The organism is Xanthomonas sp. NCPPB 1067 (assembly GCF_020783795.1).
Taxonomy (GTDB): Bacteria; Pseudomonadota; Gammaproteobacteria; order Xanthomonadales; family Xanthomonadaceae; genus Xanthomonas; species Xanthomonas melonis.
This window is the reverse complement of the sequence record NZ_JAJGQG010000023.1, coordinates 1-12,253: the sequence shown is the minus strand read 5'-3', so window position 1 is coordinate 12,253 and position 12,253 is coordinate 1. Positions and strand designations below refer to the sequence as shown.

11 protein-coding genes are annotated in these 12,253 nt (G+C 67.7%); 1 reads left to right on the top strand and 10 read right to left on the bottom strand.

Annotated features, from left to right (window positions below; translation table 11 throughout):
* Position 1 precedes the first annotated feature (1 nt).
* From LL962_RS15740 to LL962_RS15725, 4 genes are all read right to left on the bottom strand, one after another.
* Positions 2–2,923, bottom strand: a complete 2,922-nt coding sequence (locus LL962_RS15740; protein WP_228317571.1) for a diguanylate cyclase domain-containing protein — start codon at positions 2,921–2,923, stop codon at positions 2–4.
* A gap of 334 nt (positions 2,924–3,257) precedes the next feature.
* Complete coding sequence (locus tag LL962_RS15735; RefSeq protein ID WP_255626362.1) at positions 3,258–6,221, bottom strand: diguanylate cyclase; 2,964 nt, start codon at positions 6,219–6,221, stop codon at positions 3,258–3,260.
* Between the two features lie 92 nt (positions 6,222–6,313).
* Complete coding sequence (gene fliR / locus LL962_RS15730) at positions 6,314–7,105, bottom strand: flagellar biosynthetic protein FliR (RefSeq protein WP_228317570.1); 792 nt, start codon at positions 7,103–7,105, stop codon at positions 6,314–6,316.
* A 13-nt stretch (positions 7,106–7,118) separates the two neighbouring features.
* On the bottom strand, positions 7,119–7,388 hold the full coding sequence (locus tag LL962_RS15725) for a flagellar biosynthetic protein FliQ (RefSeq protein ID WP_005917968.1): 270 nt from the start codon (positions 7,386–7,388) through the stop codon (positions 7,119–7,121).
* Positions 7,389–7,462: 74 nt separating this feature from the next.
* On the opposite strand from LL962_RS15725, the gene LL962_RS15720 reads away from it, so the two are divergent.
* The gene (locus tag LL962_RS15720) at positions 7,463–7,903 is read left to right on the top strand and encodes a hypothetical protein (RefSeq protein WP_228317569.1); all 441 of its coding nucleotides are present in this window, start codon (positions 7,463–7,465) and stop codon (positions 7,901–7,903) included.
* A 307-nt stretch (positions 7,904–8,210) separates the two neighbouring features.
* Here LL962_RS15720 and fliP read toward each other — a convergent pair whose 3' ends face one another.
* From fliP to LL962_RS15690, 6 genes are all read right to left on the bottom strand, one after another.
* Entirely contained in the window at positions 8,211–9,068 is an 858-nt protein-coding gene (gene fliP, locus LL962_RS15715; protein WP_104588619.1) for a flagellar type III secretion system pore protein FliP, read from the bottom strand.
* Between the two features lies 1 nt (position 9,069).
* Entirely contained in the window at positions 9,070–9,477 is a 408-nt protein-coding gene (fliO, locus tag LL962_RS15710; protein WP_104588620.1) for a flagellar biosynthetic protein FliO, read from the bottom strand.
* Positions 9,474–9,812: a flagellar motor switch protein FliN gene (fliN, locus tag LL962_RS15705; protein ID WP_228317568.1), complete on the bottom strand. Its 339-nt coding sequence runs from the start codon at positions 9,810–9,812 to the stop codon at positions 9,474–9,476. Before fliN ends, fliO begins: the two co-directional genes overlap by 4 nt.
* Positions 9,809–10,822 carry a flagellar motor switch protein FliM gene (fliM, locus tag LL962_RS15700; protein WP_104588622.1) on the bottom strand — a complete coding sequence of 338 codons (1,014 nt, stop codon included), beginning with the start codon at positions 10,820–10,822 and terminating at the stop codon, positions 9,809–9,811. Before fliM ends, fliN begins: the two co-directional genes overlap by 4 nt.
* Before the next feature lie 10 nt (positions 10,823–10,832).
* Complete coding sequence (locus tag LL962_RS15695; protein ID WP_208621487.1) at positions 10,833–11,375, bottom strand: flagellar basal body-associated FliL family protein; 543 nt, start codon at positions 11,373–11,375, stop codon at positions 10,833–10,835.
* A 166-nt stretch (positions 11,376–11,541) separates the two neighbouring features.
* On the bottom strand, positions 11,542–12,253 hold a 712-nt coding region (locus tag LL962_RS15690; protein WP_228317567.1), incomplete at its 5' end, for a flagellar hook-length control protein FliK.

Here is a 12,253-nt window from a genome sequence, read left to right as displayed (position 1 = left end):
ATCAGGCCACCGAACTTTCGGGTTCTTCCGGTTCGATGCGGTTGCGGCCGTTGCCCTTGGCCCGATACAAGGCTTCGTCCGCACGCGCCAGCAACGAGGCAGCGGTGTCGCCGATGCGAAACCACGCTACGCCGACCGAGCAGGTCACCTGCAGCGGTCGCGCGGCACCGACGTCGTAGGGCGGCAGGCTGATCGCGTCGTGGATGGCGCGCAGGCGGTGCTGGCTCTGGCGGTTCATGCCAGGCAACAGCAGCAGCAGTTCTTCGCCACCGTAGCGGCCCACCTTGTCCGAATCGCGCAGGCACGCGGTGAGCCGTGCGCCGACCTTGGCCAGCACCGCATCGCCGACCAGGTGTCCGTGCTCGTCGTTGATCTGCTTGAAGTGATCCAGGTCGATCAACACCACCGCCAGCGGCTGACCGGCCTCCGCGCAGGCCTGCAATGCGTCGGCCATCGCCTCGAGGATGCCGGAACGGTTGAGCAGGCCGGTCAGCGCGTCGTGGCTGGCCTTCAGCGCCAGCGCGGCGCGGGCATTCTCCAGATCGCGCTTTTCGCGTTCCAGCTGGTAGGTGCGCTCGGCCACCAACTCGGCCAGCATGCGCTCGCGCGCCACCAGATGACGGTGCCGCCACCGCCACAGGCCGATCAACAGGCCGCCACCGATCAGCACGTACAGCACAACCGCCGGTGGGCTGCGCCACCACAGCGGCGCCACCGCGAACGGCAGGTCGACCACTGGCGAGACGGTGCGCCGGTAACGGTCGAACAGCTGCACCTGCAGGCGGAAATGCCCGGACGGCAGTGGCGGCTGGTCGATCGACAGATCGGTGCCCTGGATCCATTCCTCGTGCAGGCCGAGCAGGCGGTAGCGCACCGACAACCGGCTGGGGTCGTCGTAGACCTCCATCGTCGACAGTTCGATATGCAGCGGCTTGTCGCTCCAGCCCAGCAACTGGCCGCGCTGCACCGGCACGCCGCCGCGGCTGACGCTGTCGATGCGCAGGCTGGGCGGGCGCTGGTCGAACAGGCGCCCGGGATCCTGCACATGACTGACGCCGCGGGCGGTGCCGATCCAGATCGAGCCGTCGGGGTCTTCGGCGAACGCGGCTTCGGAAACGTCGTCCCAGAGCAGGCCCTGCGATTGCGACAGATGCGCCCAGCGCTGCCCGTTATAGACCTCCACGCCGCGCGCGTGGCCGACCCAGACCCGGCCCACGCTGTCGCCGCGCAGCAGGTAGACGCCGACATCGCCCAGGGCCTCATCGCTGATCGCCTGCAGATCCAGTCGCCCGTCGCTCAGCACGCCGTGCCACACGCCGGGTCGATAGAACGCCAGCCACACCTCGCCGCTGTCGCTGATATGGAATTTGCCGATCCATGGGTCCGCCGCGCCGCCGTTGACCTGCACCGGCACCCTGGACCAGCGCTCGCCCTGCAGCCGGAACAGGCCGTTGGCGCTGGAGACCCACAGCGTGCCGTCGGCGGTGTGCTGGATGTCGGTGTAGGCGATGCTGGGCAGCTCGGACACCGGCTGCAGCGCGCCGCCACGCTCGGGGTGTTCGATCACGAACAGGCCGCCGACGCTCAGCACCCACAGCCGGCCCTGGCGATCGAGATGCAGGCGTCGCCCGGTGCGCGGAAGCTTGCCGATCTCGGCACTGCGGCCGTCCGGCCAGTGCCGGCGCAGGTGACCTGCCGAATTGAGCGTCCACACACTGCCATCGGTGCTGCGCGCCAAGCCGACGACCTGGATACCTGCATCCGGCAGGGCTGGGGCGAATCGGCTATCCGGATGCGCCTGGCGGCCGCTGCCATGTTCGTTTCCCACCACCAGCGCACCGTGCGCATCGCGCACGATCGCCCAGGTCGGGGCGGCCGGCATCCCCTGCGAGGTGTCCCAGTTCTCGATCCATTCGTAGCCAGCCCAGCGCACCAGGCCTTCGCCGTCCACGGTCATCCAGACATCGCCGTCGCGATCCACCACGATCGCGTCGCTGCTGCCGGGCGGCAGGCCGTTGGCGATGCCGAAACTGCGCCAGTGACCGCCTTCCCAGCGCACCAGTCCATCGTTGCGGCGCATCAGCACGCGCCCCTGGCGATCCATCACCAGCGGCGCCTGTTGCCCGACGGTGCTGCCATCCAGCAGCGGCGCTGGGCGCACGCTGAAGCGTTGCGCGCCGGGAGCGCGGTAGAGCAGCGTCCCGGCGCCGCGCACCCACAGCCCACCCTCGCGATCGCGCAGCACGCTGGACCAGAGGTCTTCCGGAACGCCTTGTTCGGGCCCGTAGACCTGCACCCTGCGCTGCGCATCGATGGCGCACAGCTTGCGCGCGCAGCCGGCCCACAGCGTGTCGCCGTCCACCGACAGGCTCATCACCCTGGACAGTTCCGGCACGCGCACCCGCGTGGCGGTGTCCAGCAGCGGCTCGCTGTGCCAGCGGCCGTTGGCGCGCGGGCTCAGGTGTTCCAGCGTTCCGCCGTTGGCCAGCACCGTGCCCCATGCCGGGCTGGCGAGCAGCATGCCTTCCTGCAGGTGTTCGGCCTCGTCGGGGGCCAGCCTGCGAAAGCCGTTCTCGGTGCCGACGAACAGGGCCTGGAAGCCGGCGACCCACAACTGGCCGTCGGCCGACTCGCTCATTGCGCTGATCGGTTCGTTGCGCAGGCCGTCCAGTTCCACCTGCTTGAAGACGCGCCCGTTGTAGCGATACAGCCCGCTCTCGGTGCAGACCCACAGCAGCGTGGCGCGGGTCTGCAGCAGGCAGGTGCCGGCCAGGCCGAGCAGGCCTTGATCGTGCGCGTAGCGGCGGATGCTGAGGCTTTGCGCGCCGGCCAGATCGGCCCATGCGAACAGGGCCAGCAACCACACCGCCACAGACGGTGCATGCCGGCCCGACAACCTGCTTTGGTGGTGCAAGGACCCCACAGGCGTTGCAGTCTCCCACGCATCGTGCGTGCGCTCCGCGCCCCTTGCGCGGGGTGTCTCACGCGTCCACTGGCAGCCTGTCGCGGGCTGCGATAAAGCGACTAGCGGCTGTCGTTGCGGAATACTTTAATCGCGGCGTGTGCAGCGCGAGTGCAGGGCAGGAGCGGGAGTGGCCAGCGCACGGCGGGCTGGAGCGACGGGATGCGCGATCGGCCGGGAAGGGCGCGCGCAGCCAGCCCGCCGCGGTGCTCGATGCAGGCCTGTACCAGCAGGTGCCCGCGATGGCAGCGCTCGGAAACCCGGGCGCGGTGCCTGCTTCGCCGCGCCCGCACGCTCAGCGGTCGTCGCTGGCGGGTGCACCGGTCAGGGGCGTCTGGTCGGCATAGGCGATGCGGTTGCGGCCGTCGCGCTTGGCGCGGTACAGCGCCGCATCTGCCCTCGCGAGCAGGTGTTCCAGGGTCTCGCCGGGCTGCAGCCAGGCCACTCCGGCCGAGCAGGTGATGTGCAGGCTCGCGCCATCGATGCGGTAATCGCCGCAGATGCCGCGGTGCAGATCCTCCAGGCGATGGGTGGCGCCGCACTGCAGGCCCGGCAACAGCGCCAGCAGTTCTTCGCCGCCGTAGCGACCCACGCGGTCGTCGCCGCGCACCAGCGCGTCCAGCCGGCGCCCGACACCGGCCAGTACCGCATCGCCGGCCAGGTGCCCGTGCTGATCGTTGACCTGCTTGAAATGGTCCAGGTCGATCAATACCACCGCCAGCGGGCGTGTCGGCGGATCGGCGCGCTGCAGCAGGCAGCGCAGCGCGGCCAGGATGCCGGCGCGATTGAGCAGCCCGGTGAGTTCGTCGTGGCTGGCCTTGAGCGTCAGCTCGGCGCGTGCCGCTTCCAGCTCGCGTTTGTCCTGTTCCAGCTCGGCCGTGCGTTCGGCGACCAGGTGTTCCAGTTCGCGCTTGCGCCGCAGCAACTTGGCGGTTCGCCAGCGCAGCAAGGCGACCACGCCGGCAACGGCCAGCAGCCCATAAGCGATCAGGGCGGCAGGAGCACGCCACCACGGCGGCGTCAGCACGAAGTCGAAACGCGTGATGGGGCTGATGCTGCGCTGGCTGGCATCCACCGCCTGGATCTCCAGCGAGTAGCGTCCCGGCGGCAGCAGCGGATAGCTCAGGTGGCTCAGCGAGGTCGTGGTCCAGCCGGCCTGATGGCCCTTGGCCCGGTAGCGGAAGCTGATGCGGTCAGGGCCGCCTTCGACGCCAGGAGTGCCGATATCCACGTCGAGCGGCACCTGCGACCACGGCACCCGCGCGCCGGGCGCGATGGTCTGCTCGCCACGGCGCACGCGCAGTACCTCCACCCGCAACGGCGGTGCGGCGAAGACGCGCGATGGATCGATCAGGTGGCTCAGCCCGCGACTGCTGCCCAGCCAGATGCTGCCATCGCCATCCTCGAACAAGGCATTGGCGGACACGTCGTCCCATAGCAGGCCCTCGCTGCGCGTCGCGCGCGACCAACGCCCCCTGTCCAGCAGATCCAGCCCCTGGCTACTGCCCAGCCACAGGCGTCCCTTGCTGTCGTGACGAAGGATGAAGGGCATGACGCGCGACACCAGCGGGTCGGCAACCGCCGATAGGGTGATCTGTGCAGCGTCCTGCACCTTGCCGTGCCAAAGTCCGGTGTCGCGCAACGACACCCAGAGCTGGCCATCGGTAGAGAAATCGAGCAGGAAGAATTGCTGAGTGGGCAGGTCGCCGTGCACCTGCACGCGGACCCAACGGCCATCCGCCTCCCGGCGATACAGTCCCTCGCGCGTACCGGCCCACAGGCGCCCCTGGTGATCCAGGTCGAGGTCGGCCACGTAGACCGCCGGCACCGAGAGTTCCCGCGCGGGGTGCGGCGGCGTCCCGGGCTGGATCGAATACAGGCCGTGTGGCGTGCTGATCCACAGCACGCCGGCAGGGTCGAACAGCAACTTGCTGATGGGCAAGCCAAGCTGCAGGACGTCGATGGTCTTGCCGGTGCCCGGATCGCGTCGCGCCAGCGCGCCGGACGAGCGCCCCACCCAGGCCGCGCCATCGGCCGGCGACAGCGCGATGGACACCGCCTGCAACAGTGGCTCGCCATTGGCGAGCGTCCACGGCTGCACGCGCCCGGTCCGGGGATCGAACAGGTTGGAGCCGGCATCGCCGCCTACCAGCAGTTCTCCGCTGGGCAACCGCTGGATCGACCAGGTCGGTGCCTCGGCCAGCCCCTGGCTTTCGTCCCAGTGCTCGATGGTGCCGTAGCCCAGCCAACGTTGTACGCCCAGCCCGCGCGTGCCGATCCACAGCTGGCCGGTGCTTTGCATCAGCAACGGTCCGACCATCGGGCTGACGCCCGAGCCCTGGTCGTGCCCGAAATAGCGCCAGCGATCGCCTTCCCAGCGCACCATGCCGCGATCGGAGCGAGTGATCAGGCGACCCTGCGCATCCTCGGACAAGGTGGTCGCGGCGGACAAGGTGTCGAAACGGGTGCCGGCCGGCGCCGGATGATCGCGGAACAGGTGCTGGCCCGGCGCACGCGACAGCACCAGGCCGCCACCGCGTAGCCACAGCGTGCCCCGGTGGTCGCGGAAAATCGCGCGCCACTGTCGTTCCGGTACGCCGTCGGCATCCCCCAGCAGAACGATCCGGCCGGCGTCATCGATGCGGCACACCTGCTTGCCGCAGCTGGCCCACAGCACCTGCCCATCGGCCAGCAAGGCCTTGCCGGCGGGCAGCGTGGTGCCATCGTCCAGGCGTAGCGGTAGCGGCCGCACGCTCCAGCCGCCCGGCTGCGCCGGCGACACCTGGAGCAACTGGTTCTCGCTGACCACGACCACGCCATCTGCATAGGGCGCGATCACATTGCCGTTCTCGGCGCGAATCGGGTTGCCGTCCTGCAGAACCGGCGTGAAGGTGGTGCCGTTGCGCACGAACACGCCGTTGACGCTGGCGACCCACAGGCGGCCGCGACGGTCCAGCGTCAATGCCCGGATGAACCGCGCATCCAGGCCGCTCTCCCGGCCGACCGGAATGAAGCGTTCGCGTTCGAAGCGGTGCAGCCCCAGTTCGGTGCCGACCCAGACCACGCCCTGACGGTCTTCGAGCAGGCTGTTGACGGTCATGCCCTGCAAGCCGTCGGCCTGGGCGTAATCGCGAATGCTGTAGGTCTGCGCGCCGACGCTCGCGGCCAGGCACCAGCCGAGCAGGCATAACGCGATCCGACGGCCCCACGGCTGGCCACCCGAATCCGATGAGGCGAACAGCGCAGGCAGGTTGGGCATCGGAGTCCGGGCGGGGAAGAAATGCCGATTGAGTCACTCAATCGCCACCAGCGTTGACGGCGATCGTCCTCGAAACTTGAGCCGTGCTGCACTCAGCCGGTCAGGTCCCTGGCGGCATCGAAGGCGGTGTCGAACAGGCGCTGCACTGGCGGGGCGAACTCGCTGGCGAAGCTGGACAGCAGGAACAGCCCCAGCAACACCGTCAGCGGCAGGCCCAGTTGCATCGGGTTCAATGCCGGCGCCGCCTTGGACAGCGCACCGAAGGCCAGGTTCACCGCCAGCATCGCCACCATCATCGGCAGCGCCAGGGTCAGCCCGCCGCGCAGGATCTGCAGGAACAGCGTGGGCGCCACTTCGGCAAACGCACTGGCATCGGGGATGGCGGTGCCGATCGGCAAGGCCTTGTAGCTGTCCACCAGCAGCGCGATCACTGCCAGATGCCCGTTGGCGGCGAAGAACAACAGGCCGAAGCCGATGTAGAACCACTGCGCGATCACGCCCGAGGTCACCCCGCGCATCGGGTCGGACATCTGCGCGAACGACAGGCCGGTGGACTGGGACACCAGCTCGCCGGCAAGGGCGCCGGCCTCGAAGATCAACTTGAGCATGAAGCCCATGCTGGCCCCGACCGCCAGTTCGCGCGCGATGCTGAGCACCGCGGTGGCGGTGAAGCCGTCCCACTCCGGCACCGGCGGCAAGATCGGCGCCAGCGCCAGCGACAGGGTCCCGGCCAGCATCACCCGTACCCGTGCCGGCACCGCGCGGCTGCCGATCATCGGCATGGCGGTCAGCAAGGCGCCGGTGCGCAGCATGGTCCACATGATCGCGCCAACCATCGCGAACGCGCGCTGGCCGTCGATCACCATCTGGGTGGCGGCATCCATCCGGTCCGGCCCGCTAGCCGATCAGATGCGGGATGCGCTGGAACAGCGCGATGGTGAACTCCACCAGATGCCCGAGCAGCATGCTGCCGGTGGCGAACAGGGTGGCGGTCAGCGCCACCGCCTTGGCGACGAAGGCGATGGTGGGTTCGTTCAACTGGGTCGCGGCCTGGACCACGCCGATCACCACACCCACCACCAGCACGGCCAGCAGCATCGGTCCGGCGATCCACAGGACGGTGACCAGGCCACCACGCAATTCAGTCAGGGCGATTTCAGGGCTCATGGAAGTGGTGATGCAAGTCGGGTGCCAGGGGGGCGGGGATTGGGGATTCGGTATTCGTAAGTTGCTGGTGGCGAGTGGGTGGATGGGGGCGGTTTCATCTTGCCAGTGACATTGGCGCTAGCGTAACGCTGTCGCTGTCGCTGTCGCTGTCGCTGTCGCTGTCGCTGTCGCTGTCGCTGTCGCTGTCGCTGTCGCTGTCGCTGTGCTTTTTGCTTTGCTTGCTCTTGGCTTTTCCGGGCCCCCATACCGCAGCGGCAAGGCCGGCAGATACAACCCGTAGGGCGGCGCGCATGGATGCGCGACGTTTTTGTAGGGGACAGGGATGTCCCCTACAAAAATTTCTGCCGGACTTGCGCACCCGGAGCGCCGCAGGCGCGCAGGGCGCGAGGACGGGGTGTGCTTTCTTTTGGTTACTTTTCTTTGCACAAGCAAAGAAAAGTGACTCGCGCCCGAAGGGCGTGAAAGCCGTTGATCTGCATTGGTATCTTTATCAAATGGATGAGAGCAATGCATAAGCAAGTGCAAGGCTTTCGCTCCCCTTCGGGGAACGAGTCACTTTCTTTGCTTGTGCAAAGAAAGTAACCAAAGAAACACACCCCGTCCTCGCGCCTTCCGCGCTGCGCGCTCCAGGTTCGCAATCCGGGTAGAAATTTTTGTAAGGGACATCCATGTCCCTTACAAAAACGTCGCGCATCCATGCGCGCCGCCCTCCGGGTTGTATCTACCCGGCTTGCCGCTGCGGTATGGGGGCCCGGACGAGCCAAGAGCTCAGAGCAAAAGCAAAAGCAAACCCAAGAGCAGACGCAAACGCGCCAGCCACCCCTATGACGCGTTGAAGCTCGCCGCCAGCGTGCCCACCACCAATACCCACCCATCCACCAGGATGAACAACAGGATCTTGAACGGTGCCGAGATCAGCATCGGCGACAGCATCATCATGCCCATCGACATCAGCACGCTGGCCACCACCAGATCGATGATCACGAACGGGATGAAGATCAGAAAGCCGATCTCGAAGGCGGTCTTCAGCTCGCTGGTCACGAACGAGGCCACCAGCACCGGGAACGGGACCGCGTCCGGGCCTGCGTACTTGCCGTCGCCGGCCATGCCCGCGAAGGTCATCAGGTCGGTCTCGCGGATCTGCGCCAGCATGAAGGCGCGCAACGGCTGGGTGGTCAGGGTCCAGGCGGTGGAGAAGTCGATCTGATTGTTGAAATACGGCTGCAGGCCGGCCCCCCACATCTTCTGCCACACCGGCATCATCACCAGTGCGGTCAGGAACATCGCCAGGCCCAGCAACACCTGATTAGACGGGGTCTGACCGGTGCCCAGCGCCTGGCGCAGCAGGGCCAGCACGATGGTGATGCGGGTGAAGGCAGTCAGCACCAGCAGCATCGACGGCAGCAGGGTGATCGCCGTCATCAGCAGCAGGGTCTGCAGCGGCAGGCTCACCGGCTGGTCGCCGATGCGGCCCACGCTGACGTTCGGCAGGTTCGGCAGCTGGTTGGAGCCGGGCGGCACCGCCGCCGGCGCGGCGGCAGGAGCAGCGGCCGGTGCAGCCGCCTGCGCCATCGACGGCAGGGCGGCCGGGGTGGCGGCCGCCAGCAGCGGGCAGCTCAGCGCCAGCAGGATCAACACCAGGCGGAGGCTACGCCCCCAGCGATTCCAGCTACTGAACATGTCACGGGTCCTTGCGCAGCTTCTGGGCGAGCAGCTGGGCGAAATTGGGCAGTTGCTTGAGGTTGGGCAGGGTGGGCGGCGGCGTGGGCGGCAGCGGTTCGGGCAAGGTATGCAAGGTGGTGATGCCGCCGGGGGTGACGCCCAGCAGGAGTTGCTGGCCGTTGACCTCCACCACCACCACGCGCTCCTTGGCACCGACTGCCAGGCTGGTGACCAGGCGCAGGCCCTCGCTGCTGCGGAATCCGCTGCCGGGCATGCGCTTGAGCAACCAGCCCAGGCCGACGATCAGCGCGAGCACCAGCAACAATGCAAAGACCGCGCCAAACATGCTGGGCGTGGCCGGCGCCTGCGCGCCCACCTGGGTGGCCTTGGCCGCGGCGGGCGCGGCAGCCGCCAGCAGACCGATCAACGCAGCCTCCGGATCCGCTCGCTGGGGCTGACCACGTCGGTCAGGCGGATGCCGAAACGGTCGTTGATGACCACCACCTCGCCGTGCGCGATCAGGGTGCCGTTGACGTACACGTCCAATGGTTCGCCGGCACCGCGTTCCAGTTCCACCACCGAGCCCTGGTTGAGCTGCAGCAGGTTGCGGATCGGAATGCGCGCGCGGCCCACTTCCAGCGACAGCGTCACCGGCACGTCCAGGATCACGTCCAGGTTGAGGTCGGCGGCGTTCTGGTCGTGCTCGGCCTGCAGGCTGTCGAAGGTGGCTGGCGCAGCGTCGAGGATGTCGGAGTTGATCATGGATTGGGGTCCTGGGAGGGAACGGCACGCGGGGCTTGCACGCCAGGCGGGCGCACGGCGGTGATCTTCACGGCGTTGTTGCCGTTGGAGACGCCGAATTCGCCGGTGAACAACGGAATGTCTTCCACGCACAGCGGTACCTGGGCGGGCAGCTCGATCGGCAGGATGTCGCCGATCTTCAGGCCGGTGAGCTGGCGCAGACTCATGCGCTTGCTGGCCAGCACACTGGACAGGGTGACCTCGGCGGTATCCAGCTGCTCGCGCAGCATCACGTTCCACGAGTCGTCGCGGTCGTTGCGGTCGCTCTGGATGCCGGCATCGAGCAGTTCGCGGATCGGCTCCAGCATGGAATACGGCAGGGTGACGTGGATCTCGCCACCACCGCCTTCCAGCTCCACGTGGAAGCGGCACACCACCACGTACTCGCGCGGGGTCACGATGTTGGCGAAGTGCGGGTTGATCTCCGAGTTGATGTATTCGAAGTCCACATCCATCACCGGCGCCCAGGCTTCCTTCAGGTCGGCGAAGGTCTGCTTGAGCATCAGCTGGATCACGCGCATCTCGGTGGCGGTGAATTCGCGGCCTTCGATGCGGGTGTGGAAACGGCCGTCGCCGCCGAAGAAATTGTCCACCACGGTGAACACCAGGGTGGGTTCGAACACGATCAGGCCGGTGCCGCGCAGCGGTTTGAAGCGGATCAGGTTGAGGTTGGTGGGCACATACAGCGAGTGCATGTACTCGTTGAACTTGACCAGGTCGATGCCGCGCACCGACAGGTCGGCCGAGCGCCGGATCAGGTTGAACAGGCCGATGCGCCACAGCCGCGCGAAGCGCTCGTTGACCATTTCCAGGGTCGGCATGCGCCCGCGGATGATGCGGTCCTGGCTGGACAGGTCGTACTGGCGCGCCTCGCCGGGCAAGGGCTCGGGCTCGGTATTGACCGCGCCCGAATCCACGCCATGCAGCAGGGCATCGATTTCGTCCTGGGATAGCAGATCGCTCACGCTCATCGGGCAGGCCTTACTGGGTCACGAAACTGGTGAACAGCAATTCTTCGATGCATTTTTTGCCGGTCTCGCTGGTCATGACCTTCTGCGCTTCGGCCAGTGCGGATTTCTGCAGCTTCTGCTTGCCGGCCAGGTCGGCCACGTCGGTGGCCTTGACCTGCGACAGCAGCATCAGCAGGTGCGCACGGATGGCGGGGGCGTTCTCGGTGATGAGTTTGAGTTCTTCCGGGTCGCGGGTGACCAGCTGCACTTCGACCTGAAGATACTGCGGGCCGTCGCCGGGATCGGCCAAGTTGACCACAATTGCCGGGTCCATCGGGAAGTACTGTGCCGGCTTTGGCACTTCGGCAACCTTGGGGGCGTCGTGCTTGCCGCCTTTTTCGTCGCCCTTGTGGCCAAGGAAGAACCAGGCGCCACCGCCGGCGGCCGCCAGTACGACCACACCGATGGCGATCAGCAGGATGGGCTTCTTGCCACCCTTCTTCTTCTCGTCCTTCTCTTCGGTCTTCTCGGGTTTCTTTGCGGCTGCCACGGTCTGCTCCAGGGGAATGCTCACCCATTGGATGCAATGCCCGTGCCAAAACTGCGTCGGATTCCTGGCACGGGCGTGCCATGACGTGAAACACCCCCGCAAGCCTTGCGCTGCAGGGGAAAGGGATCAGCCGCGATGGTCCGGCAGGCGGGCGCAACAGCGGCGCCGCGGGCGACTGCGGGGCGTTGGATCAGGCGTAGGCGTCCAGCAATCCACGCTGGCGTAACACCACCGACGGAATTCCGACGGCCGGGCTGTCGTCCAGGGTGAGCCCGTTGCCCTCGCTGCCGCCGCCATTGCGGTTGCCGGACTGGCCCTGCTGTTGCTGGCTCACATCGGCCTGGCCGAGCTGGAAGCCGTTCTGCCCGAGCATGTCGCGCAGCCGTGGCAGGCTCTGTTCCAGCGCCTGGCGGGTGTCGGCATTGGTGGCGGTGAAGCTGGCGTTGACCTTGTCGCCTTCCAGGTGCAGGCGTACCTCGACCGGGCCCATCTCGCTCGGGCTCAGCTTGATGTGGGCGTGGCCGATCTTCTGGTCGGCCAGCCAGCTCAGGCGGGCGCCGATGGCGTCGTCGAAGGTGTCGCTGCCCATCTCCGGGGTCGGGGTGGGCGAGGCGCTGAAGATCGGTGCCGGGTCCTGCACGCGGGTCGGCGTGGGTGCGGCGGCGGTGGGCAGCACGAAGGCCGGGGCATCCGGGCCTGCCGGGCTGGCGCCGTCGTCGTCGGCCGGCGCCAGGGCCTTGGCGGCCATGCTCATCAGCGCGACGGTCTGCGCATCGCCGCTGACGGCGGTGCTGGAGGTGGGCTTGGCCGTCGTGGCCGCCGCCGGCGCCAGTGCACCCAGTGAGGGCAGGGCGGTGGTGGTGACGGCTGCGGTAGCGGGCGCAGCAGCCGCGTCGGTCGGC

Bases quoted from the DNA above. Each gene is read 5' to 3' on its own strand.
- LL962_RS15735 (WP_255626362.1), bottom strand. From the start codon at position 6,221: ATGCCCAACCTGCCTGCGCTGTTCGCCTCATCGGATTCGGGTGGCCAG.
- fliR (WP_228317570.1), bottom strand. From the start codon at position 7,105: ATGGATGCCGCCACCCAGATGGTGATCGACGGCCAGCGCGCGTTCGCG.
- LL962_RS15725 (WP_005917968.1), bottom strand. From the start codon at position 7,388: ATGAGCCCTGAAATCGCCCTGACTGAATTGCGTGGTGGCCTGGTCACC.
- fliP (WP_104588619.1), bottom strand. From the start codon at position 9,068: ATGTTCAGTAGCTGGAATCGCTGGGGGCGTAGCCTCCGCCTGGTGTTG.
- fliN (WP_228317568.1), bottom strand. From the start codon at position 9,812: ATGATCAACTCCGACATCCTCGACGCTGCGCCAGCCACCTTCGACAGC.
- fliM (WP_104588622.1), bottom strand. From the start codon at position 10,822: ATGAGCGTGAGCGATCTGCTATCCCAGGACGAAATCGATGCCCTGCTG.